The 24664-nt window shown below is 55.9% G+C and carries 23 protein-coding genes; 5 read left to right on the top strand and 18 right to left on the bottom strand.

Translation table 11 applies throughout. The features are described 5' to 3' along the window. The first annotated feature begins 96 nt into the window (after positions 1-96). The 4 genes from ACR0AY_RS06515 (at position 97) to ACR0AY_RS06530 (ending at position 4039) form a co-directional block, all read left to right on the top strand. A complete protein-coding gene (locus ACR0AY_RS06515) occupies positions 97-1773 on the top strand; it encodes a formate--tetrahydrofolate ligase (RefSeq protein WP_170511397.1) in 1677 nt (558 codons plus the stop codon). A gap of 57 nt (positions 1774-1830) precedes the next feature. Further along, on the top strand, positions 1831-2136 hold the full coding sequence (locus ACR0AY_RS06520; protein ID WP_170424305.1) for a chorismate mutase: 306 nt from the start codon (positions 1831-1833) through the stop codon (positions 2134-2136). Positions 2137-2189: 53 nt separating this feature from the next. After that, positions 2190-3080 (top strand): bifunctional methylenetetrahydrofolate dehydrogenase/methenyltetrahydrofolate cyclohydrolase FolD, encoded by an 891-nt coding sequence (gene folD / locus ACR0AY_RS06525; protein ID WP_170397373.1) that lies wholly within the window; start codon positions 2190-2192, stop codon positions 3078-3080. Positions 3081-3409: 329 nt separating this feature from the next. Further along, the gene (locus ACR0AY_RS06530) at positions 3410-4039 is read left to right on the top strand and encodes a LytTR family DNA-binding domain-containing protein (protein WP_480453880.1); all 630 of its coding nucleotides are present in this window, start codon (positions 3410-3412) and stop codon (positions 4037-4039) included. Between the two features lie 3 nt (positions 4040-4042). Here ACR0AY_RS06530 and pdeM read toward each other — a convergent pair whose 3' ends face one another. From pdeM to ACR0AY_RS06605, 15 genes are all read right to left on the bottom strand, one after another. Next, complete coding sequence (pdeM, locus tag ACR0AY_RS06535) at positions 4043-4705, bottom strand: ligase-associated DNA damage response endonuclease PdeM (RefSeq protein ID WP_170511394.1); 663 nt, start codon at positions 4703-4705, stop codon at positions 4043-4045. Between the two features lie 40 nt (positions 4706-4745). After that, positions 4746-7157: a ligase-associated DNA damage response DEXH box helicase gene (locus ACR0AY_RS06540; protein ID WP_480453882.1), complete on the bottom strand. Its 2412-nt coding sequence runs from the start codon at positions 7155-7157 to the stop codon at positions 4746-4748. A 49-nt stretch (positions 7158-7206) separates the two neighbouring features. Further along, positions 7207-8514 carry an ATPase gene (locus ACR0AY_RS06545; protein WP_170397365.1) on the bottom strand — a complete coding sequence of 436 codons (1308 nt, stop codon included), beginning with the start codon at positions 8512-8514 and terminating at the stop codon, positions 7207-7209. Positions 8515-8630: 116 nt separating this feature from the next. Further along, on the bottom strand, positions 8631-9176 hold the full coding sequence (locus ACR0AY_RS06550) for a prepilin peptidase (protein WP_170404351.1): 546 nt from the start codon (positions 9174-9176) through the stop codon (positions 8631-8633). A gap of 3 nt (positions 9177-9179) precedes the next feature. Continuing rightward, positions 9180-10031, bottom strand: coding sequence for a tetratricopeptide repeat protein (locus ACR0AY_RS06555; protein WP_170397362.1), 852 nt, complete (start codon positions 10029-10031; stop codon positions 9180-9182). A gap of 30 nt (positions 10032-10061) precedes the next feature. Then, positions 10062-10604: a tetratricopeptide repeat protein gene (locus ACR0AY_RS06560; RefSeq protein ID WP_370644360.1), complete on the bottom strand. Its 543-nt coding sequence runs from the start codon at positions 10602-10604 to the stop codon at positions 10062-10064. 52 nt (positions 10605-10656) lie between these two features. Next, a complete protein-coding gene (locus ACR0AY_RS06565; protein ID WP_170397360.1) occupies positions 10657-11634 on the bottom strand; it encodes a type II secretion system F family protein in 978 nt (325 codons plus the stop codon). Positions 11635-11645: 11 nt separating this feature from the next. Further along, positions 11646-12614, bottom strand: coding sequence for a type II secretion system F family protein (locus ACR0AY_RS06570; RefSeq protein ID WP_170397358.1), 969 nt, complete (start codon positions 12612-12614; stop codon positions 11646-11648). Positions 12615-12626: 12 nt separating this feature from the next. Further along, positions 12627-14066: a TadA family conjugal transfer-associated ATPase gene (locus tag ACR0AY_RS06575; RefSeq protein ID WP_170397349.1), complete on the bottom strand. Its 1440-nt coding sequence runs from the start codon at positions 14064-14066 to the stop codon at positions 12627-12629. Positions 14067-14083: 17 nt separating this feature from the next. Then, positions 14084-15316: an AAA family ATPase gene (locus ACR0AY_RS06580; protein ID WP_170397347.1), complete on the bottom strand. Its 1233-nt coding sequence runs from the start codon at positions 15314-15316 to the stop codon at positions 14084-14086. A 201-nt stretch (positions 15317-15517) separates the two neighbouring features. Beyond that, positions 15518-16144, bottom strand: a complete 627-nt coding sequence (locus tag ACR0AY_RS06585; RefSeq protein ID WP_170397345.1) for an OmpA family protein — start codon at positions 16142-16144, stop codon at positions 15518-15520. A gap of 17 nt (positions 16145-16161) precedes the next feature. Next, complete coding sequence (locus ACR0AY_RS06590) at positions 16162-17568, bottom strand: type II and III secretion system protein family protein (RefSeq protein ID WP_170397343.1); 1407 nt, start codon at positions 17566-17568, stop codon at positions 16162-16164. A gap of 196 nt (positions 17569-17764) precedes the next feature. Then, positions 17765-18646: a Flp pilus assembly protein CpaB gene (gene cpaB, locus ACR0AY_RS06595; protein WP_170424295.1), complete on the bottom strand. Its 882-nt coding sequence runs from the start codon at positions 18644-18646 to the stop codon at positions 17765-17767. Positions 18647-18814: 168 nt separating this feature from the next. Then, entirely contained in the window at positions 18815-18997 is a 183-nt protein-coding gene (locus ACR0AY_RS06600) for a hypothetical protein (protein ID WP_170397339.1), read from the bottom strand. Between the two features lie 94 nt (positions 18998-19091). Further along, positions 19092-19286 (bottom strand): hypothetical protein, encoded by a 195-nt coding sequence (locus ACR0AY_RS06605; protein ID WP_170511390.1) that lies wholly within the window; start codon positions 19284-19286, stop codon positions 19092-19094. A gap of 352 nt (positions 19287-19638) precedes the next feature. Between ACR0AY_RS06605 and ACR0AY_RS06610 the strand changes: the two genes are divergently transcribed. Further along, positions 19639-20505: a transglycosylase SLT domain-containing protein gene (locus ACR0AY_RS06610; protein ID WP_170511388.1), complete on the top strand. Its 867-nt coding sequence runs from the start codon at positions 19639-19641 to the stop codon at positions 20503-20505. A 45-nt stretch (positions 20506-20550) separates the two neighbouring features. Here the strand turns inward: ACR0AY_RS06610 and ACR0AY_RS06615 are convergent, their stop codons facing one another. From ACR0AY_RS06615 to topA, 3 genes are all read right to left on the bottom strand, one after another. After that, positions 20551-21177, bottom strand: a complete 627-nt coding sequence (locus tag ACR0AY_RS06615) for a 3-oxoacid CoA-transferase subunit B (protein ID WP_170397333.1) — start codon at positions 21175-21177, stop codon at positions 20551-20553. After that, positions 21177-21881 (bottom strand): CoA transferase subunit A, encoded by a 705-nt coding sequence (locus ACR0AY_RS06620; RefSeq protein ID WP_170397331.1) that lies wholly within the window; start codon positions 21879-21881, stop codon positions 21177-21179. The genes ACR0AY_RS06615 and ACR0AY_RS06620 overlap by 1 nt, the downstream gene beginning before the upstream one ends. Positions 21882-21973: 92 nt before the next feature. Beyond that, entirely contained in the window at positions 21974-24598 is a 2625-nt protein-coding gene (topA, locus tag ACR0AY_RS06625; protein ID WP_170511384.1) for a type I DNA topoisomerase, read from the bottom strand. Positions 24599-24664 lie beyond the last annotated feature (66 nt).

Consider the following 24664-nt stretch of genomic DNA (forward strand, 5'->3'; position numbering starts at 1 on the left):
TCCTTAGCCATCAGAGTTGTGTACGTCAGTATATGTTGCGCAGCGCCGACGCCCGTGCGTCGGTTTTGCACGGAATTCAATCAGGGACCCTGCCCAATGAGCTACAAATCCGACATTGAGATTGCCCGCGAGGCGAACAAAAAGCCGATTCAGGAAATCGGCGCGAAGCTGGGTATCTCCAGCGATGATCTGCTGCCTTACGGCCATGACAAGGCCAAAGTCAGCCAGGACTTCATCAACTCGGTACAGGACCGCGAAGACGGCAAACTGATCCTGGTGACCGCGATCAACCCAACTCCCGCAGGTGAAGGCAAGACCACCACCACCGTAGGTCTGGGCGACGGCTTGAACCGCATCGGCAAAAACGCGATGATCTGTATCCGCGAAGCTTCGCTTGGCCCGAACTTCGGCATGAAGGGCGGCGCCGCAGGTGGCGGTTACGCGCAGGTTGTTCCGATGGAAGAAATGAACCTGCACTTCACAGGTGACTTCCACGCCATCACCTCGGCCCACTCGCTGCTGTCGGCGATGATCGACAACCACATTTACTGGGGTAACGAGCAGGAAATCGACACACGCCGCGTTGCATGGCGCCGCGTCGTCGACATGAATGACCGTGCTCTGCGTCAGATCACGGCGTCTCTGGGCGGCGTGTCGAATGGTTTCCCGCGTGAAGCAGGCTTTGACATCACCGTGGCGTCCGAAGTCATGGCGATCCTCTGCTTGGCAAACGACTTGAAAGATCTGGAGAAGCGTCTGGGCGACATTATTGTTGCTTACCGCCGCGACAAGACCCCGGTTTACTGCCGCGATATCAAGGCAGAAGGTGCAATGACCGTTCTGCTGAAAGACGCGATGCAGCCGAACCTGGTGCAGACGCTGGAAAACAACCCGGCCTTCGTCCACGGCGGCCCGTTCGCGAACATCGCGCACGGCTGTAACTCAGTCATCGCAACCAAGACCGCGCTTAAAGTGGCCGACTATGTTGTCACCGAAGCGGGCTTTGGTGCTGACCTCGGTGCCGAGAAGTTCATGAACATTAAGTGCCGCAAGGCGGGTATTGCTCCTTCGGCAGTGGTACTGGTTGCCACCGTGCGCGCGATGAAAATGAATGGCGGCGTGGCCAAGGCTGACTTGGGTGCGGAAAACGTTGACGCTGTGAAGTCAGGTTGTGCCAACCTGGGTCGCCACATCGAAAACGTCAAATCCTTCGGTGTTCCGGTTGTCGTCGCGATCAACCACTTCGTCACCGACACCGATGACGAAGTTCAGGCGGTCAAGGACTACTGCGGCGAGCATGGTGTTGAGGCAATCCTGTCGCGTCACTGGGAGCTGGGTTCGGATGGCTCTGCGCCTCTGGCCGAAAAAGTTGTCGAAATCGTCGAAAATGGTGCCGCGAACTTCTCACCGATCTACCCAGACGACATGCCGCTGTTCGAGAAGATCGAAACTATCGCCAAGCGTATCTATCGCGCCGACGAAGTTCTGGCCGACAACAAGATCCGCAACCAGCTGCGCGAATGGGAAGAAGCAGGCTATGGCAACCTGCCGGTCTGCATGGCGAAAACCCAGTATTCGTTCTCGACCGATCCGTCGCTGCGCGGCGCGCCCACCGGCCATTCGGTTCCGGTGCGTGAGGTTCGCCTGAGCGCCGGAGCTGGTTTCATCGTCGTTGTCTGCGGTGAGATCATGACCATGCCCGGTCTGCCGCGCAAACCGGCCGCCGAAACCATCTGCCTTAACGACGCAGGTGAGATCGAGGGCTTGTTCTAAGCGCTCAAATAAGACATCTCGTGGTCCGGGGATATCCCCGGGCCGCAGGAGACCAAAATGCCCACTCTGATACCTCCGCAAGACTGTCATTCGATGAAGGAATTGCGGCCTCAGATCGACAAGCTGGACCGCCAATTGATTGGGTTGCTGGTAAAGCGCGCAACCTATATCGACCGCGCGTCGCAGCTGAAACCCGGCGAGGGCCTGCCAGCCCGCATCCCGGAACGTGTCGAAGATGTGGTGCAGCGCGTCCGCAAGAGCTCGGATGAGTTGGGTATGGACCCCGATCTTGCCGAAAAGCTCTGGCGTATACTGATTGATTGGTCGATTGCCCGCGAAGAACGCGTGCTCGGCCCAGACTGAAGAAACGGGCGCCTAGTGCGCCCGATCCGTTTTGTGAAAGAAGGGATCAAAGAATGGTAGCGCAGGTTATCGACGGAAAGGCCTTTGCCGCCAAAGTGCGCGCGCAGGTGGCTGACCAGGTTGCAAAGCTGAAAGAAGAGAACGGCATCACCCCCGGTCTGGCGGTGGTTCTGGTGGGCGAAGACCCGGCCAGCCAGGTCTATGTCCGTTCTAAGGGCAAGATGACCGTCGAGGTCGGCATGAACTCGTACGAGCACAAGCTGGATGTGGACACGTCCGAGGCGGACCTGCTGGCGCTGATTGACAAACTGAACAATGACCCTGCGGTGCACGGCATTCTGGTGCAACTGCCGCTGCCCAAGCATCTGAACGAAGATCTGGTGATCAACTCGATCGATCCGGCAAAGGATGTGGACGGGTTCCACATCTCGAATGTGGGCCTGCTGGGAACAGGTCAGAAGTCAATGGTGCCGTGCACTCCGCTGGGCTGTCTGATGATGTTGCGCGATCACCACGGCTCTTTGTCCGGCATGGATGCTGTAGTGATCGGTCGGTCGAACATCGTGGGTAAGCCGATGGCGCAGTTGCTTCTGGGCGACAGTTGCACCGTGACCATCGCGCATAGCCGCACCAAAGACCTTCCCGATGTTGTGCGCCGTGCTGATATTGTGGTCGCCGCAGTTGGTCGCCCCGAGATGGTTCCGGGTGACTGGATCAAGGAAGGCGCAACCGTGATCGATGTCGGCATCAACCGGATCGAACGCGACGGCAAGAACAAGCTGGTTGGCGACGTTGACTACGCCACTGCGGCAGAACGCGCTGGTGCGATTACCCCTGTTCCCGGCGGAGTTGGCCCTATGACGATCGCCTGCCTCCTTGCGAACACGCTCACCGCGGCTTGCCGCGCAAACGGCTTGCCTGAACCTGAAGGTCTGACTGCTTAATAGCAGCCTCGGTGTTCAATCCGGGAGCAACGTCCATGATTGAATTGGCCGGAGAGCGAAAAGCTCTCCGGCCTTTTTCATTAGATTAGGATATTTATATAACTACATCTTGACTTGACCTAGCGTCGGTCGGTGATAATCCTTCTATTCCAGCCGTTTAAGGGGTTATAATCCTGTCTGTTCGTGTTTCATGGTTTTACCTTTGGCGGGGTGCGTTACCTGGTATGATGAAGCTGAGTCCGATCTTCTCGTTAATAAGCCTTCAACGGGTAGTGGCGGGCCTCGTTTTTATTCCTTTATTGGCGTATTCCTTTGCCCCCTTTCGGGATATGACACTGCCATTCAGTCAGCGGATGGTGTTCTGGACAGGTGTTATGCTGCTCGCGCTTGCAGCGACTTGGTCGGCTGGAAAGCTAGTACGCGAACGGCTGAATCGATCCGGATTGCTGGTCCGTGATTTTGCCTTCGTCCTGTTGATCCTGACATTGTTTGCCCCATCGCTGTGGTTGCTGACCTGGATTCTGTTCACGCTAAATGGATTGATGGCACCGGGCATATTGAAAGTCGCCCCTTATGGTCTTCTCTTCGCCACCGGACTTTTGCTTGTGCGTCGGCGGGAAGAAACTGCAGCACCGGTATTCGAACCCAGACCACGTCTTTTCAATCGTTTGTCTGCCAAGTTTGAGGGTCAGGTTTATCGGTTGACCGTGCGCGATCACTATGTCGATGTGGTCACGTCCGATGGCACGTTTACAATCCGCTCGCGCTTTACCGACGCGATTGCCGAGATGGAGCCGGTACAAGGCCATTGTACGCACCGTTCACACTGGGTCGTGGATTCGGCGATTGTTGGGGTCGAAAAAGAAAAGGGAAAATCCTTTTTGCACCTCAGCAACGGCGATCAGGTTCCTGTCAGCAGGAAATACAAGCAACAGCTCGTGGACGACGGGTTGCTCTAGAACCTATCTGGGCATCGGGATGAGTTGAGGCTGCGCGCCGGTCAGAATTGCCCGCGCATCCGGTGCCATGATGCCGCTCAGAGCCTCTGCTGAACTGCGCAACCCCCCAGTGTAAGCGCCATAAGCTGGAAGGATCAGACGTGATTGATCCAACAAAAAAGCCGGGCGGGTGATCGAGCGCCCTCGGGCATTCAGGTTAACTTTGGGGTGGTAGTGGCCCGAGACTTCACCTGCACTGTTTTGCTGGGCGATATGGCGAAAAATTAGATCGTGGCAAGCCCACTCGGACAGATGTGTGCCGCCCATTTCTACCGGGCCGGGGTCATGGTTCCCCTCGATCCAGATCCAACGTCGACCAGCCTGCATTGCGGTGATCTGTTGCCTATCCTCGGCAGCCAACGCGCCCGAGGCATCGAGATCGTCAAAGCTGTCCCCCAAACAGATGACCGTCGTGGCACCGGTACGGGCAAGATCACTTGCCAATCGGGTCAATGTTTCGCGGCTGTCATACGGCGGCAAGGTCGGGCCGCCTCTGCGGGCGATCCGTTCGGATTTGCCTAAATGCAGATCGGAAACACAGAGCAAGCCCTGTTCCGGCCACCATAGTGCGCCCGACCCAAGCGCAGTCAGGTCTTGGCCGTAAAATGAAAACGCGATCTTGTTCATGATCCGTTCTTCATACGATTTTGCGGATTGCGCAAGTGGTTTATGCCGGTTGCAATCCGGCCGCCTGCAGTAAACGGGAACTTTCTTCCGCAAGCAGGCGTTCCTCGGCTTCACCCTTGACGGGGACTTTGCCAACTTCGAGGAACAGAGGCGCCGCCAGGGGTGAGACGCGGTCTAGCCGCAGCAGGTCAATCCGGTCTCCGATCCGGGCGACCATGGCTTCGATCCGTCCGAAATCGACCAACCCGCGCATGGCCTCTTCGCGGGTGATTTGCATCAGCAGATGTTCAGGATCGTATTTCAGCAAGGTGTCATAGAGGATATCTGACGAAAATGTCGCCTGCCGACCACTCTTGCGCTGCCCACCAGTGTTGCGTTCGATCAAGCCCGCGATTGTGGCCGAAGCACGAAATGTGCGTTTCATCACGGCGTTACCCGCCAGCCAAGTCTCCAATCCTTCTCGTAGCGCGTCCAACTGAAATAGTGGGCGCGGATCGGTCACCGCATCCAGCCCCCAGATTAAGGTGGCATAGTCAGTGGCTACAAATCCCAGCGGCGCAAGGCCGGTTTCCTCCATGCGTTTGGTCAACAGCAAGCCCAGCGTCTGTTGCGCATTGCGGCCGGCAAATCCGTAGACGCATAGATGCTCGCGCCCCCTGTCAGGGAAGCTCTCAATCAACAGGCGGTCACTTTGCGGCAGGCGTGATATCTCGCGCTGAAGACCCAGCCATTCGGCAGTATGTCCGGGCAGTTGAGGCCAATCCGGCTGTGCGAACATCCGTAGGATTCGGTCGCTCAGCTGGGTGGACGTGGCGAACTTAGTACCCGAAAAGGTCGCGATCTTGGGCTTGCGGTCAGCGCGGCGGCTGACCTCGACCACCATCTCTCGCAGACCCTCATAGCGGACGATCTGACCACCGATCAGGAAGGTATCACCAGGGGTTAGCGAGGCCGCGAATCCCTCCTCAACCTCACCCAGAGGCTTGCCCCCGCGATTACGCTTAAGCCGAACCTTCAGCGTGTCGGTGTCCTGAATCGTGCCAAGATTCATGCGGATACGCTGTGCCGCCCTCGGGTCGCGCAATTGCCAGGCTCCATCCGGGCGCTGCTGTAGCCTCTGCCACCGATCATAGGCTCGCAGGGCATATCCACCGGTGGCGCAGAATTCCAAACAGGCATCGAATTCAGCACGGGTGATCTGCGCATAAGGCCCGGCAGCCGTCATTTCGGCGTAGAGTGCATCTGCATCAAAGGGTCCCGCTGCGGCGGCGATCAGAATATGCTGGCACAAAACGTCCCTAGGTCCTGGCCCGCGGGGGTCGCCATCCAGATCATGTTCTTGCACAGCTTCCAGCGCAGCAACACATTCGACCACTTCGAACCGGTTGGCTGGGACGAGAATAGCTTTGGAAGGGGCATTGTAGCGGTGATTTGCGCGCCCGATCCGCTGCACCAGCCGCTTGACGTTCTTCGGCGCGCCGATCTGGATCACCAGATCCACATCGCCCCAGTCGATCCCCAGATCGAGGCTGCCGGTGCAGACAATTGCCCTCAGATCACCCCTGACCATCGCGGCCTCGACCCGTTCGCGTTGTTGCCGATCCAGGCTGCCGTGATGAATGCCAATGGGCAGAGCGTCGTCGTTGGCGAGCCAGAGGTTGTGAAAGAAAATCTCGGCCTGCGCCCGAGTATTGTGAAAGATAAGTGTCGTCTTGTGCTTTTTGATCTGCTCCATCACAGCGGGGATGGAATAGGCTGCGCCACCGCCCGACCATGGCGGCATCTCTTGTGTTTGCAGCATCGAGATATCGGGGTCAGGGCCGGGATCAGCCTGAATAACTCGGCAAGGATCGGGATTGCGGGCTAGAAATCGTGCGATGCCTTCGGGGTCTTCAACCGTGGCGGACAAGCCTACGCGGCACAGATCGGGGCAGAGTGTCTGCAATCGTGCCAGCGCCAGCATCAGTTGATCCCCCCGTTTGCTTTCTGCCAGTGCATGTATTTCGTCGACAACAATGCGCTGGACCCCAGCAAACATGCGCGGAGCATCTTCGTATGAAGTAAGTAACGCCAGACTTTCGGGCGTGGTCAGCAGGATATGTGGAGGATCGGCGCGCTGGCGTTTCTTCTGCGTGGCCGATGTGTCGCCGGTGCGATCTTCGATCCGAATTGGTAGGCCGATTTCCTCGACGGGAACGCGCAGATTGCGCCTGATATCCGCTGCCAGCGCCTTGAGAGGAGACACATAAAGCGTGTGCAATCCGTCATGCTGCCCCAGCGCCAACTCGGCCAGGGAAGGCAGAAACCCGGCCATGGTTTTCCCGCCACCAGTTGGAGCGATAAGAAGGGTCGCGGGATCATTCGCCCGCTCAAACATTTCTTGCTGATGTGGATGAATCGACCAGCCTTTGTTCGAAAACCAGTTTTGGATTGCCGGGGGAATCTGCACCATCCGGCAAACCTAGCGCAGCCCTCAGGCCATGGAAACCAGGACAAGGGGATCAGTGAATGATCTTTTCTTCCTTCACGAACATGTTGGCCCAGGCTCGGTCGATCAGGTCCGGACTCATCTGATAAGGGATACCCTCAAACTCGCAGATTGAGATCATCTGGTCGATCAGGAAGATCGGCTGATAGTTTGCGTAGATGTTGTTGATGGTCGGGTATTTGACCTTCAGCAAATGCACCAACGCCGCCTCGTCTAGTGGCATACCGCGCTTGCGGGCGACCATGGCAAAGATCTTCAGGAAGTTCTCTTGGTTCGGGCCGTCGATTTTGATCTTGAAGAAAATCCGGCGCAGGGCCGCTTGGTCGAAAATCTCATTCGGGTGGAAGTTGGTCGAAAATATAACCAGCGTGTCGAATGGTACTTCGAACTTCTCACCCGATTGCAGGCCAAGGATATCCTTGCTTTCTTCAAGCGGAACAATCCAGCGGTTGATCAGGGCCTGAGGGGGCTCTGCCTGACGTCCAAGGTCGTCCACGATGAAGATGCCGCCGGTGGATTTCAGCTGCAAAGGCGCCTGATAGGTACGCGCGGTGGGGTTGTAGACCAAATCCAGCATGCTCAGTGACAGTTCACCACCAGTCACAACGGTGGGACGTTCACATTGAACATAGCGAGTGTCGAACCGCTTGCGACGGCGCAGACTGTTGGGATCGTCCTCTTCTTGCTCGATCGCGGTGTGCACGATCGGGTCGTAGACCGTAATCACCTGACCAGCATATTCGATTGCGCGCGGAACATAGACGTTGTCCCCCAAAGCATCACGAATGCCGTTCGAGATCGAGGATTTACCATTGCCCGGAGGGCCATACATCAGAATTGAGCGACCGGCGCTGACCGCCGGGCCCAGATGATCCAGCAGGCTGTCGGGCAGAACAAGATGGCCCATCGCGCCGGTTAGCTGGTCGCGGGTGACTTGAATGTTGCGGATCGACTGGCGCTTGACCTGCTCGCGGTAAACATCGAGCGGCACGGGCATCGCGCCGAAATACTCAGACTGGCTCAACGCGTCCAGCGCCCGGGCCTTGCCTGCATCGGTCAGCTGATAGCCCATTTCATTGCCGGAGTTGGCGTTCAGAGTCCCGGTCGCTTCAAGCAGTTTCTGCTCGCGTGCGATATCAACTAGTTCCTGTGTCACGGACCCGGGCAGACAGATGGCACCCGCAATTTCGCTGACCGTATCCACGTTCTTGCGAAAGACGGTCTTCAACAGAATGTCCCGCATCATCACCAGCGGAAGTTGCATTTCTCCCAGGCCTTTAGGGGCAGGGGGGGCAATCACAGAGGAGGTCTGCATATTCATGAGCGGGGCTCGTCCATCCAAAAATCACGCAAAAGGCCCTTGCGGGGCCGCTTTGGAAGAATTTGGCGCGGATTTGTGGCAGGACAAAGGCGCGGGCAAGGCGCGCTGATGATTGTTCACGATCCGTGGATTATGCCCAAAATCAAATAAACAACGAGGCTGCCAGCCAGCGTCAGACCCATAGGGAACTGTTTGCCGCGATCCCAGCTTTCCCAATGTGGTGCGATCTGGCGCAGCCGGGTGTATTTCGCCAACCGGTGGGCAAAGAACGCTCCCAGCAGAGTTGCCGTCAGAATCACCATGACCCACATCAGGTCACCGACCCAGACAAACGCTGCGGCTGCGGCACAGAACTTCGCGTCTCCGGCCCCCATCACACCAGCTGCATTTAGCACGATGCCGATAACAAGAACGACAACCATGTGAAGCAGCTGCCATCCGTAGACAGGCAGGGTCAGGGTTAACGGCCCGATGTTGCCGGGGATCCACGGACCGGACCACGGTGGCAATGCGATAAGCCCGACGATGAGATAAACAACCGCCAGCGCGACGACAGCGTGGTTCTTGATCCGCATCTCACGCATATCCGTAAAGGCAACGTAGAAACAGATCGGCAGAACAAAAGGTAGAAACCAGGCCGCCGCTGCCGCTGGTATGATCATGGATCAGGCGTCCTCAAGGGCCCGAAGCGAGCGGACCGCCTCGTCATAATGCTGCGGGTGGGTGGAAATCGCCTCGCGATAGAGGTTCTTGGCCAGGTTGATATTCCCCTGTTTCACGGCTGAAATGGCCATGGTGTTCAACAGTTTCGCCCGTTCGGTCTGCGTCATTGGGACAACAGGGACGCTGTAGTTGCCTTGCGCGCTGCGCGCCAGAACAAGGTTGTTCTTGGCGGTGAACATAGAATTGTCCTGCCTAATGGCGTCGGTAAACAGCCGCTCGGCTTCCGCATATTGCCCGCGCGTCAGTTTGGAATAGCCCCAGTTGTTCATGACTCCGGCAGGGCGGGTCGTCAGGCCCACCGCGGTTTCGTAGTAATGGTCGGCGCGATTCCAGTCTTTTTTGGCATCTGCCACCAGCGCTTCAAGCCGATACCGTTTAAAGGTTTCATATGTAGGGGGGATCTTGTCCAATGTCGCCTTTGCGCCATCCCAGTTGCCGCTGCGAATCTGAGCATCAGCGTATTCGACACGGTCGGCGTTGTTGGCCCCTTTCATGCTCAGCACACGTTTCCACGCGGCGGAAGCTTCAGTGCTGCGCTTGGCACGGGTCAGCGTGATCGCTAGTCCTCGTTGCAGGTCGATGCGGTCGGGGTTCTTGGCGGCCGCACTTTGGAAATAGGTCACCGCCTCATTGGGATCGGCCGCATTCAGCATCACGTCATTCAGGTTGGTCTCGTCGATAACGTTCACTTCCTGAAAAGTACGTTCAACCTTTTCCTCTTCGGTTTCCTTTGCGCAGGCGGCCAAAACCAGCCCGCACGCCAGCATCGTCGGAATCAAGAAGGGTTGGCGCATTTTTGTGCGTCCTTTACTGCTCTGCCTCTATTACTGGATTTTACGCAGAACAAATTGCCCGTTGCCGCGCTGCTCCAGTTCAAATTCTTGTTCTTGTGGGGTATTATTAACAGGATTTTCCATTTTTGCGAGTGCTAACCGCAGATTGTCGCGGATTGCGTCACTTTCGCCATTGTCCAGCGCATAGGCTCTGCGGAACATCTGCGCGGCTTCGGCATATTCGCCCGTTTCCACCAAGAAGACACCCAGGTTGTTCCATGCCACAGGCCACTCGGGATCGTCCTCGACAGCACGACGCAATAGCGGTTCAGCTTGGCCAATCCGGCGCAATCCCAAATTAGCTGTCCCAAGCGAAGTCAGGATTTGCGGGGTCATACCCTGTTGCAACGCTGCACGGGTGAAGGATTCAAGTGCAAGCTCATATTCGCCCGCCGCCATCAATCGGTTTCCGACGGTCACCTCATCTACCGCAGGCCCATCTGGGTCGACGCCAGGGGCAAACGGATCGTCTGTCGCGCCTGTTTCAGTGCAAGAGGCCACCATGGTGAAAACCATGGCGGCCTGAATTGTCATACGAAGGTGCCAACAACCTGATTTGGCAACCCAGCGAAGAAGCGGGAAGGCGTTATCGGTTTCCAAACTCCATAATACCTTTTGCCGAAGGTCCAACAAGGATGACCAGTAGAGGAGGGACGGTCAACATCATTGTCGCAAGCGTCATTTTGGTTGGCAACTTATTCGCTGCCTCTTCGGCGCGCATCACGCGTTTGTCACGCATTTCATCGGCATAAACCCGCAACGCTTCGGCAATGGATGTCCCGAATGTCGCTGATTGGATCATCACGGTGACGAACGCACTGACGTCCTGAACGCCGCATCGCGTCGCGAAGTCGCGCAAAACGGTGTCCTTTTCTTTACCGGCTTTCATTTCGTAGGCGACAACCTCGAACTCAAGCGCGATGTCTGGGTAAGATGCTTTCATCTCAGACGCGACCCGTACAATGGCCTGATCCAAGGACTGCCCGGCCTCGACGCATACCAACATCAGATCGAGCGTATCAGGGAAACCATTTACGATCGCTTCCTTGCGTTCCTCTACGCGCCGCGTGATCCAGTATTTGGGCACGAAGTAACCCGCAATACCTGGCCCCAGAACGCGAATGAGGATTTGTGTCGAGTCAAATTCCTGATCGCCAGCAAATACGGTAACCAGCGAGACGCCGATCAGGATCCCGATTATGCCCAATGCGAACTGAGCGAAGTGATAGAAACGAACCGCGTCCTTGGACTGATAGCCGGCTTGTCTCAGCTTGAGTTGAACGGCGGTATACTCTTCTTCGTTCTTTGGTTCGAGAAAGTTGGCGAATTTCTCAAGCTGTTCGTTCCGGCTGGCTGTTCTGAGACGCTCTTTCTTTTCTTTCTTGTTGTTTTTTGGCGGTGAATTTGACCGCTGCAACTTCTTTAGTGGGTCTTCCGGCTGGTTCAGCATCAGCGGGATCGTGACCAGGATCATGAACAATCCCAAAACGCCCACGACAATCAGCGGACCGAATTCACCCAAGTTCTGCTTCAACAGCTCATTGATCTGGTTCAAAAATTCCATCTTTGGGCCTCTTAAACCTTAATGTCGGTCAGGATACGCATGACGATCAGGTTCAGGGTCAGCGTGATACCGACAAAGAAACATGCCGGAATGAAAAGCGGATCGTCGATTACGGCGTCGTAGTAGTTCGGGTCCTTAACCATGATGAACAGAAGACAGGCGACCGGGAAACCCGACAGGAATTTGCCCGACCATTTGGCTTCGGCGGTGATAGCGTTCACCCGGCGGAACAGTCGGAAACGTGCGCGGATCACCTTGGCCAATCCGGCCAAAATATCGGCAAGGTTACCCCCCGATTGTTGCTGGATCGAAACGGCGACGGCCAAAAACCGTAAATCCTGCATATCCAGCCGCTCTGCCATATCCTTGAGTGCTTCACCGACATCCCGGCCATAAGCGGATTCATCCGAGATAACACCGAACTCTGTCGCAAGGGGGTCCTCGACCTCGTTAGCAACGATTTGGATCGAGGAAACAAATGGGTTTCCGACGCGAAGTGACCGAACCATCAGTTCCACCGCGTCGGGCAATTGTTCTTCAATCAAGGCCATACGTTTATTGGCTTTGTTATTGACCCAAGCGTACACCGCTCCGACCCCGATCGCGACCGATAGAGCCGCCCGAAGCGTCGGTTCGGTCGCTGTTCCTACGCTCAAACCTACAAAAGCCAGCCCTGAAACCAGTGCCATGATCACAATCAACTGCCGAGGAGAGAAGGCGATCGCCGCCTTCTGCGCCTTGTCTGCCAATAGCGAGTAGAGCGGTATGCTCTGCGATTTCATGTGCTGCTGCATTTCCTTGCGCAGCTGCTCCAGTACTTGCTCGCGCCCGACGCCCTTATCGATCATGTCCAGCCTGCGATTGACGCGGCTGTTCAGGCTGATCGATTTTCCGAATGCGACGAGATAGATACCTTCGACCAGGGCAAAGACCCCGACGAAAATCACGATGTAGATGAGCGCCTCGACAGGCAGTTGCATATCTTGGTTCTCCTACATCGTGGTTGGATCGTAGATCGAGGCGGGCAGATCGAAGCCCCACAGACGGAAGCGCTCGGAATAGTGGCTGCGCACACCTGTGGCGGTGAAATGACCGATGATCTTGTTGTCGGGGGTCAGGCCAACACGTTGAAATTTAAATATTTCCTGCATCGAGATGACGTCACCTTCCATGCCGGTAATTTCGGTGATTGATGTCATCCTGCGCGAACCATCCTGCAGACGGCTGGCCTGAACGATCAGATTCACAGCCGACGAGATCTGGCTGCGGACCGCTTTGATCGGCATTTCGATCCCCGCCATGGCGATCATGTTTTCAAGACGCGAGATACCGTCACGGGCCGAGTTCGCGTGGATCGTGGTCATTGATCCGTCGTGGCCGGTATTCATGGCCTGCAGCATATCGATCACTTCGGCGCCACGGGTCTCGCCCACGATGATGCGGTCGGGGCGCATCCTCAGGGCGTTTTTCAAACAATCGCGTGGACTGACCTCGCCTTTGCCTTCAACGTTGGGCGGACGGCTTTCCATCCGACCCACATGGGTCTGCTGCAGCTGAAGTTCCGCGGTATCCTCAATGGTCAGAATGCGCTCGGCGTCGTCGATAAAGCTCGACAGCGCGTTCAGCGTTGTCGTTTTACCGGAACCGGTACCGCCCGAAACAATGATATTCAGACGAGTCGACACGGCGGCTTGCAGATAGGCTGCCATTTCTTCGGTAAACGCACCGAAATTGACCAGATCGTCGATGCCGAGCTTGTCTTTCTTAAACTTACGAATGGAAACAAGCGAACCATCCACCGCGATCGGCGGCACCATCGCATTGAAACGTGAGCCATCAGCCAAGCGGGCGTCAACATACGGGTTGGATTCATCGACACGGCGACCAACGGCAGAAACGATCTTGTCGATGATCCGCATCAGGTGCTTTTCGTCTTTGAACGTGATGTCGCTGATCTCAAGCTTACCGGCCCGTTCGACAAAAATCTGCTGGGGGCCGTTGACCAGAATATCGTTGACCGAGTCGTCTTGTAGCAGCGCTTCCAGCGGCCCGAGACCGGTGACCTCGTCATAAAGCTCTTTGTTTAGCTGGCTGCGGTCTTCACGGTTCAGAACGATGTTGCGGGCTTCCAGAACTTCGCTGGCAATCGCGCTGATTTCTGTCCGCAGTTCTGATTCTTCAGCTTTTTCAAGGGCTGCGAGGTTCAGGTTTTCAAGAAGCTCGCGGTGCAGCTCAAGCTTGATTTCGCCCAGCCGTTCCTTGCGCTTGCGTTCCTTGTCGTTTCCAACAACTTCTGCCGCCTTTTTCTTGACCGGCTTGCGCGCAATTGCGTTGGCAGCTGGTGCCGCAGCTGCTGCTGCCGGGGCCTCGACTTTCGACGCCTGGGTTTCAACCGGCTGTGCCGAAGGCTGTTTTTTGTATCTTGAAAACACGGCAGCTCCCCTTTGAGTTATGCGGCTTCGGCGTCACTACTGCCAAGGCTATGAAGCGATTGAGCCAATTTGGCGATTTCCCGGCGCAGCGGGTTCTTGGCCGCTGAATTTGCCAGCGGTAAACCGTGGTCGCCGCTTTGCATGACGGGTTTGCCGCCATCGGGCAGAAGCAGATCAATGGAAATACCCAGACTTTCACCCATACGTTTAACCCGGCTTTTACCGTTGAGATCGGTAAATTTAGGAGCCCGGTTCATAGCAAACCGCAGTTTGTTGAAGGGTAATTCTTCGGCCTGCAGTGCCCGTTTCAGACGCAATGCGTTCTGGGCCGAGCGCATATCCAGCTCAAGCAACGCAAAATAGACATGGGCGGCCTGCAGAACCGTTTCTGACCAGTGAACAAGTGTTTTTGGCATGTCTATGACGACATAATCAAAATTCGCGCGTGCGGTGTCGATCACACGCTGAATGTCCTCAGGCGTGATGATGTCCAGCGGCACCATGTCAGATGGTGCCGTTAGAACTTGCAGCTTCTCTTCAAACGTCTGGAGCGCTTGTCCAAAGGAGTCTTCGTCCATCGAATCCGTGTCTGAGAGCATTTCGAACACGGCTTCATGACGAGGCAGATCCAAATAGGTCGAAACAGTGCCGTATTGCAGATCCAGGTCGATCAGGCACACTTTCGGGGCTTCTTTGGCTGAAACCGTTACAAGTTCCCATGCCAGATTGACCGCCATGGTTGTAGAACCGACACCACCTGCCAGACCCTGTACGACAAAAAGCGCCCCTTCTTTCGAGGAGCCGTTCGTCGCAGTAGGCGCTGCTTGTGGTGCCACAACCGGATCGGGTTGTTGCATACGATCGATTGCTTCCTGAAGTTCATTTTCGGGAAGCGGGTAGGGGACAAACTCGTCCGCACCTCTGCGTAGCAGCTGATGCAATGCGGCAGGGGTGACATCCTCGGCGATCAAGACAACTTTGATGCCTTTTTCCTTGGCCTGAGTGATGATCTCACCCATCAGTGTCAGGTTGTCTTCATCATCGCCGTCCAGCGCCAGCGCTACAAATTGAAGCGTCTTGGCTTCGGGTTGGCTAAAGAACGCAAGCGCTTCGGCAAATCCAAGATCACCCCAGCGTTCGCCCAGCGCAGCTTCCATATCCTCGATCAAAAGGTCGAAGTTCTGGACATCACGGCTGATGGTACAGGCCAAAATGGCGTTATTATCGTCTTGCGGCGTCGCGCTCGTCATTAACACAATCCTCATCGAGAGGGCTGAGCAAACCATTTGAACGCGAGAAGATTCAGTTCTGGTATGCTGTCGCCCGATGCGGTCGATTTTGGCCGCAGGTCACCCAATTGTTCACAAACTGGCTTGGAAGTTAGGCAAGAATTGGGCGCAAAAGAACCAATTGTAGGGAAATGGGCGACAATGCCGCCCATTTCCTATTTATTAGTCGCTGGTACCACCGGCGTCTTCTTGCCGTTGGATATCGCTTATCGGGATCGCGCTTGAGATGTATTCGCGATAGATCACGTCCGCATATTTTCCATCTAGAATATTTGGATGCCGGTCGAAGAAGCCGGATACCTCGGTCACTGTCCGCCGATTGCGTCGATCCCGATCTTGGGTGGCAACCAACGGCCTGGATTTGCCAAAGGAAACAACGGCTTCCAACCGTGAACGCGATATTCCTTGTCGTGTCAGGAATGCAACGGCGGCATTGGCGCGGCGCTGGCCCAATCGCTTGTTATATGCCTCAGAGCCAACGGCATCCGTGTGCCCATAGACACGGAACCGCGCCTCGGGGAACTGTTTGATCCAGGCCGCCTGCTGCAACAGGATTCGTTGCGCCGAAGCGTCCAATTGTGCGCTATCGAAGGCAAAGTTGATCTGTGTAGGCACCTCGGCAGCGAAACGCCGCGCGAGGATTTGGCCATACGTCAACTCACCATTCATGACCTGAATGTTGTTCAGTGTAGCGTTACCAAACGTGCCCTGATCGATTTCGTACCCGGCCTCGCGTGTACAACCGGCGACAGCAACCGAAAGACCCAGTGTGATGATCCACTTTTCCATTGGTTCTATCCTCTCTATCAGTCCAGCACGTAGCCGTAAGAGGTGCCAAAATCCTGATTGGCAACTTCAGAGGCTGCACCATTTCCGGCGCGTTCAGTCCGAGAGATCTTGCCGTTTACGAACAGATCGAACTCGCTGGGCGGTTTCACGCGATCGGTCGGCAGGGCAAGCGCCTCGCCACGAGTGGGCGACACCAGATGCGCGGTAATGATGATGATCAATTCACTCTGCTCACGCTGATACTGAGCGCTCCTGAACAACGCGCCCAATACAGGCACATCGCCAAGCCAGGGAACCTGGCTGTTCAGATCCGTGAAATCATCCTGGATTAGGCCTGCAATGGCAAAGCTCTCACCGTCGCGCAACTCGATGGTTGTCCGTGTTTGACGCGTGATGAAGCTAGGAACATTGTCGCCGTTGATCGTGAAGTTCGCACTCTGGTCGATGCTCGATACTGATGCACCCAGTTCCAGGTTGATCAGGTTGCCATCGACGACGCGCGGAACAAACAGCAGCTGTACGCCAAACTGACGATACTCGATCGCAACGACACCGTCGCCTTGGGGTACTGGGATTGGCACCTCACCACCGGCAAGGAACTCCGCCTCTTGGCCAGACAGTGCAGAAAGATTCGGTTCTGCCAAGCTGCGAACCAAACCCTTGGTTTCAAGGGCTTCCAAAAGCAGTCTAACCTGCGTTGAACCCGCGCCGAAACCGAACAGAATGGCACCGGAATTTGTCTGAACAAACGGGATGTTGTTCGCCAGTGCGTTGTTCAGTGCGCCCTGGTTATTCAAGGAATTGAAGCCCGCAGTGGTGTCGCCACCGCCAAAGCCCAACGATGCCGACAAGTTTTTGGCTACAGAGCGGTTCATTTCCGCAAAGCGCACTTTCAGCATGACCTGCTGCACGCCGCCGACATTCATCAGGTTCGATACACGTTCAGGGGCATACCGTTCTGCCAACTCAAGCGCACGCGCCAGTTTGGCACTGCTGGAAACTGTTCCCGACAAGACGATCCCATCATTGGCGGTCCGAACCTCGATTCGCTCACTGGGAAGAATCTGACGTAAGCGTTCTTTGAATTCCGAAACATCAGGGGAAACACGCACACGCACGTTGGTAATCAGATTACCCGCGCCGTCGAACATTGTCAGGGTGGTTGTACCCGGTGCCCGACCGAGAACATAGATAGTGCGGTCCGACAGGGTCGAAATATCCGCTATGCCTGCATTGGCAATGCTGATGTCTGCGAACGGTTGTTCGCTTTCCACCACGATTGCGCGATTTACGGGGACATCCAGCGTTTCCGCTGTACCCTTTTTAACCACGCGAAGATTTTGGGCCCAAGCGGCATCGCCGATTGGGCTCACAACTAGCGACAACCCCAGCAGGGTTGCGCTGATCCAGGAACGTATTGTCATGTGACCTGCCTCTCCGATCACCACTCGATTTTTTTTGGGTCTTATGCCCTATGCTATGAAACCCTGCGACAGAACCAGATTTATTGCAATAATCAATGGTTTCTGGAAAGTTCCTTATGTGGATTATGCGCAACAACACAAAGAAAGAGACCGCGCAAAATGCGCGGTCTTTGTCTCGTAAAGGTCTGAAACTTAGTTAGTTTGTGCAGGGAATTGGGGTCTCTACCGTCTCGCCGCCACGACGGGTGCGGATTGTGCAGACCTTCTCCGGAGCCGCGACGGGGGCCGGGGCCCTCTCTTCAATGCCAAGCAAAGACTGCTGATCGACTTCAACCACCTCTGCCACCTTGTCATCTTGAGCGCCAACCAGTGCCAGCGACATGCGACCCGTGTTCTGAGCCTGCGCCAAAGCGGCGATCTGTTGTGGCGTCGCTGCAACTGTGACCGTGCGAGCAATGGTTGTGCCGGTTACATCCAGTCCCGCCGATTGATCAACAGCGACCAATTCGATGTTCGTCAGTACCAAACGAGTAATCTCACCGCGGCCAGAATCACTGGTGCCACGCAATGAGCCGGTCCAATACACATCCACCGTATCGCCTGGGCGCAAGAAGCCTGATACGCCAGATGCCACATCAACGCTTATCGCAAATGCGCGCATTCCCTTGGGCAATTGTGATCTGAGGCCCGCAGTCTCGCCTGGATTGGTGACTTTGACTTCCATAATCGCTTCGTCTTTCTCCATCGCGCGGAGAACGAATCGTTCATTGTTTTTGATTTCCGGGAATAGGGTTGTCATGTCCACAAAGGCACCCTCGGGAATCGCATCCTCTGGCCACTGAACGACGCGGATATCTTCCTGGTTCAAACGTTCGCCGTATTTGAAGGAGCGATTCGAAACCAAAACGCCTACTGTCGGGACAATGCCCGCCTGCGCATTGGCAAGCGCCTCTTCGCGCAACTTGCGTTCCTGAGCAAGTTTGGCCTGATTGTCCGTGATGTATTCGCGTGCCATATAGACAGCACCACCGGCCAACGCGACCCCGATGATAAGAACAAGTCCAAAAACAGCTCGCATTTGTCCCTCTTTATTTTCCGTAGACCGCGACTCTTGAAGTCACATCGATTCAGGATCCAAGATATTTTTCAATTGTGTCGAAAAAGCGGACAATCCCGGTAATTTTTGGCAGAAAATTCGCTTATTCGCACGGTTGCCGTTTCGCTAGTAAATGGGAACGGGCCCGCGCTACTCAAAGACCATCTCTTCTACTTCTACATTTGCGATCGGCTGTCCCGCTGTTAGAAGTCCTTGGCTCAGGATGAAGTAGATTATTGCGGCGAGACCTGCGATTGCAGCAGTTAAAACCACCCAGTCTACGGTTATCGCGCCGGTCTCATCGGTTCGGAAACTATGTACTCTTTTTAACATTGGACTATACCGGGTCGCTTTCTTCTGAAAACAAAGGGGCCACGCCTTTGAGTAAAGACATGGCCCCAAATTGTTATGCTAGACCGATAACAGATTAGTCGGTATCCGGAACTGTCACAGTTACCGAACCCAGAGCGTCATCGATGTTGCCTGCCAGGCTGCTGGCACCATTATGGATCTGGTTGTAAGCAACGGCTGCCAGGCCAACAACAGCTGCGGTCAGAACGACCCAGTCTACAGTTACGGCGCCGTCTTCGTCTTTGCGGAAGTTCTTGATGAACTTGATCATGTTATGTCCCTCCTAAAGGATCAAAAATTAATTAACCTCGGCGTCTTTCAGAGCTTTCTCTCTCAGTCCGCTCCCGATCGTCTCGGTATGGATATATGTTTGACCCCTGTGCGTGGCAGGAATTGGGCCAAACCAATATTTTTTTGCTCAAAGCTTAATTTTTTGTTGGTGAATTTAGTAACTAATTGAAAATAAATAGAAAAAATCACACCTTTTTTGTACTTCCGTTGTGTGGGCGATGCAAAATGGCGGCAATTGAGGCGAAATTGCCCCAATTCGCTTGGTTTTTCTGGTGTTGCGGGCCGTTATGATGTTCAAAATGCTTCAAAAGATAAGAAATCGAGGCAGGCAAATGTATTTCCGGGACGCAGTATTATGCGCCGGTGCAGCGGTGTTTCTGATGGCGGGTGCGATTCCTGTCACTGCAACCGAAACCGAGCCGCGCGGCGTCTATAAGCGCATAAAGGCCCCGAAACCGGGGACACGTCCGCGCGTGACGATTCAGATCACGCCCGAACAACATGCAGCATCACCATCAGCCCCCAGCACTGGCGCCAAGCTGGACGTGCCTGAGATTGCCGCTATCGCAAAGCCGCCCCCATCGGTTCCTCAGAAGATTGCGGGAGCGACCAAGCCAGTTGGCTCTTATAAAGCATTCTGGAGCCGGGTATCCCCCGATCTGGCGCAGGCCAGCGCAGGTAGGCTGAGAGAGGCCGTTCAAGCGCTTACTGCCACGGGTGTCGCGGCGCCGCGTCTGCAGACCTTGCAAGACATCGCAGAAAAGCGAGGTGTGGATATTCTACGTTCGACCGTAGGGACGAATGTCTCACCCGCACTTGTCCTAGCCGTTATCTCGGTAGAATCTGCGGGCCGCACACAGGCTGTCAGTTCTGCCGGGGCGCAGGGCTTGATGCAATTGATGCCTGCTACCGCCGAACGTTTTGGGGTAGAGGACAGCCTGAAACCTGAACAGAATATCGAAGGTGGAGTCAAATACCTGCATTGGCTCATGAACGAGTTCGACAATGACCCGATTCTCGTATTGGCAGGTTACAATGCCGGCGAAGGGGCCGTGCGCAAGCATAGTGGTGTGCCACCTTATGCCGAGACCAGAGACTACGTGCCCAAGGTTCTGGCCGCGTTTCAGGTCGCGAGTGCTCTTTGTACAACAACACCGCAGTTCGTTTCGGACCCCTGCATTTTTCAGACTTCGAACTAAAAAAGGCCCGCGTCGCAGCGGGCCTTATGTTTCATTGGCCTGAGGTCAATCTACGATTGTTGCCTGAGTCGCTCCTCGCATCTCGTCCTCGCTGACGCCATCGGCCAGTTCGACGATCTTCAGGCCGCCTTCGACGACATCCAGAACACCCAGATTGGTGATGATGCGATCCACCACGCCTTGGCCAGTCAGAGGCAGCGTGCATTCCTTCAGCACTTTTGAATCACCGTGCTTGTTGGTGTGATCCATCACTACGATCACGCGACCAACGCCAGCGACCAGATCCATCGCACCGCCCATACCTTTGACCAGCTTGCCGGGAATCATCCAGTTGGCCAGGTCTCCTTTCTCGTCCACTTCCATCGCACCCAAAATCGCAGCGGCAATCTTGCCGCCTCGGATCATGGCGAACGAGGTCGCGCTATCGAAGTAAGAGGTGCGGGACAGTTCGGTAATCGTCTGCTTGCCAGCGTTGATCAGGTCAGCGTCTTCCTCGCCCTCAAACGGGAAAGGCCCCATGCCCAGCATACCGTTTTCGGACTGTAGGGTGATGTCCTTGTCCCCTACATAGTTCGCTACCAGCGTCGGAATACCGATGCCGAGGTTCACATACATGCCGTCTTCCAGCTCTTCTGCCGCACGTGCGGCCATCTGATTGCGATCCCAGGGCATTATGCGTCCTCCTTCTTGCGGGTGGTGCGCTGTTCGATGCGCTTTTCGTGGCTGCCTTGGATAATGCGATGCACATAGATGCCGGGCAGGTGTATCGAATCCGGGTCAAGTGAACCGCGCGGGACGATTTCTTCAACCTCAGCCACACAAATCTTGCCGCAGGTTGCAGCGGGCACGTTGAAGTTGCGGGCGGTCTTGCGGAACACGAGGTTCCCGGTGTCATCGGCTTTCCACGCCTTTACGATCGCGAGGTCGGCAAAGATGCCTTCCTCCATGATATAGGTCTCGCCGTTGAAGTCCTTGTGCTCTTTGCCTTCCGCGATCACCGTTCCCACGCCCGTCTTGGTGTAAAACCCGGGGATGCCAGCGCCACCGGCCCGCATCCGCTCGGCCAGTGTGCCTTGTGGATTGAATTCCAGCTCCAGTTCTCCACTGAGATACTGGCGCATGAATTCGGCGTTTTCCCCGACGTAAGAGCTGATCATCTTTTTGACCTGCTTAGTCTGCAGCAGGATGCCGATGCCAAAATCATCCACACCTGCGTTATTCGAGGCAAATGTCAGATCCTTCGCGCCTGAGGCCTTGATTGCTTCAAGCAGCATTTCCGGGATACCGCACAGCCCAAAGCCGCCCGCAGCGATCAGCATGCCGTCCGATATCACCCCATCGAGCGCCTCATCGGCATTGTCATAGATTTTCTTCATGGAAAACTCCCCCAATGACATGATGTTGGGCCGATTTGTGCCGCCACGTCACGGGGAAGTCAACGAATCCAAGGGGCAGGTGGTATTTCTACCTAACTTGCTTTCTTGGTGGTCTTCTTGGCAGCAGCTTTCTTCTTGGGGGCTGCCTTTTTCTTTGTGCCTTTCTTGGCCGCGCGTTCATTGACCAGTTCGATGGCCATTTCCTGGGTCACATCCTCGGGCTTGATGTCTTTGGGGATCGTCGCGTTGACCTTTTCCCATTTCACATACGGTCCATAGCGCCCGTCCAGTACCTGCATCGCGCCGCCATCGGGATGGTCGCCCAGCTCTTTCAGCGGCTTCGCGGCCGCCCGACGTCCGCGACCTGGATTGGCGCGTTTTTCGGCCAACAGTTCGACGGCGCGGTTCATACCGATCTCAAACACATCGTTCGGGTCTTTGAGGTTGGCGTAGACAGGCTTTGCCTCGTCGGCCAACTGATGCATTAGATAAGGTCCAAAGCGACCAAAGTTCGAACTGATCATGCCGCCTTCGGGGTGCTCGCCGATCTGACGGGGCAAGGACAGAAGAGTCAGCGCTTTCTCCAGATCCATGTCGTCTTTGCTCCAGCCACGGGGCAGGGACGCACGAGGAGGCTTCTTGTTCTCAGGCGTGGGCTCTCCGCGCTGGACATATGGCCCAAATCGACCGGATTTCAGCCAGATCTCATCGCCCCCATCTTCGCCCAGCAAACGCTCGTCACCTTCCGCGCCCTCACCAGCGATCGGACGGGTATAAGTGCACTCAGGATAGTTGCCACAACCGACAAACCCGCCGGTGCGCGAAGTTTTCAGATGTAACTGGCCAACACCGCATTTCGGGCAAATGCGCGGGTCCGAGCCATCTTCACGCGGCGGATACAGCTGCGGTGCCAGCGCTTCGTCCAGCTTGTCCAGCACTTCCGAGATACGCAGCTCCGATGTCTCACCAATCGCGGCAGAGAAATCGCGCCAGAACTTGCCCAGCAGATCCTTGTAGTCGCGTTCACCTGCGCTGACGTCGTCAAGCTCTTCTTCCAGATTGGCGGTGAACTCGTAGCCCACATACTGGCGAAAGAAATTCAGCAGGAAGATGGTGACGATCCGGCCCTTTTCTTCGGGGATCAGCCGATTCTTGTCTTTACGTACATATTCACGATCCTGAATCGTGGTGACAATCGAGGCATAGGTCGACGGACGCCCGATCCCCAGCTCTTCCATCCGTTTGACCAGCGTCGCCTCTGTATAGCGCGGCGGCGGTTGGGTGTGGTGCTGCAGCGCCAGAACGGATTCGTTCTCGGCCAGAATGGCGGCCTTTTCCGAGTCGGCGGTGGCCTTGGCAAACTGATCACGCAGCGAGGTCTTGGCAAAACGTGCGGGATCGCCCTGCATGATCTGTGGCAAGCGCTTGTCGTCATCGTCGACCACGTCATCGCGGCCTTCTTCGTAAACGCGCATGAAGCCATCGAACAGCACCACCTGACCAGTGGCGCGCAGGCCAACCTGACCGTCCGTGCTGGTAATCTCAACAGTCGTCCGTTCAAGCCGTGCGGCAGCCATCTGACAGGCAATGGTGCGTTTCCAGATCAGATCATAAAGCTTGCGCTGATCCTCATCGGTCACCTTCAGCGCCTTGGCATCGCGCGACATATCTGTCGGGCGAATACACTCGTGTGCTTCCTGAGCGTTTTTGGCCTTGTTTTTGTACATGCGCGGGCTGTCTGGCACGTATTCCGCACCATAACGGTCGGCGATTACATCGCGCGCTGCCGCCACGGCCTCGGGGGCCATGTCGATGCCGTCGGTTCGCATGTAGGTAATGTATCCGGCCTCATACAGTCGCTGGGCCACCTGCATCGCATGGCGTGCACCCATGCCGAACTTGCGGCTGGCTTCTTGCTGCAAGGTCGACGTCATGAACGGGGCAGAGGGGTTGCGCGCGGCAGGCTTGGCCTCGACCGATGTCACGCTCAGATCACGGCTGGTGATCGCCTGAACCGCCAGTTCGGCTTGCGTTGCGTTGGCCAGATCGTGCTTGTCCAGTTTCTTGCCTGCCAGCGTGACCAGACGCGCCTCGTAGGTCTGGCCCCGAGGCGTCTCGAACACAGCTTTGACCGACCAGTATTCGACCGGCTTGAAGGCTTCGATCTCCATCTCGCGTTCAACGATGAGGCGCAGGCAGACCGATTGCACGCGCCCCGCTGAACGGGCACCCGGCAACTTGCGCCACAGAACGGGTGACAGGTTGAACCCTACCAGATAGTCCAACGCGCGGCGGGCCAGGTAAGCCTCGACCAGCGGCATATCGACCTCACGCGGGTTCTGCATCGCCTCGGTCACGGCGTCCTTGGTGATCGCGTTGAACGTCACACGGCTGACTGGCGTGTCCTTCTTGATCGAACGCCGCTTGGTCAGCGCTTCTTGGAGGTGCCAGCTGATTGCCTCGCCTTCTCGATCAGGGTCGGTCGCGAGGATCAGTGCGTTGTCTTCTTTCAGAGCGTCGGCGATCGCCTTGACATGCTTACGGCTGTCATTGCCGACCTCCCATTTCATTGAAAATTCATGCTCGGGATCGACCGACCCATCCTTCGGCGGCAGGTCCCGCACATGGCCATATGAGGCCAAAACGGTGTAGTCGGGGCCAAGATATTTATTGATCGTTTTTGCTTTGGCCGGAGATTCTACAACAACTACGGGCATTTAAGAGGAATCCTCGCTCGACGGATTTTGCGCTTTGTATGACCGTGCAAAATGTGTGGGGCAAGA

Source organism: Ruegeria sp. A5 (assembly GCF_056543005.1).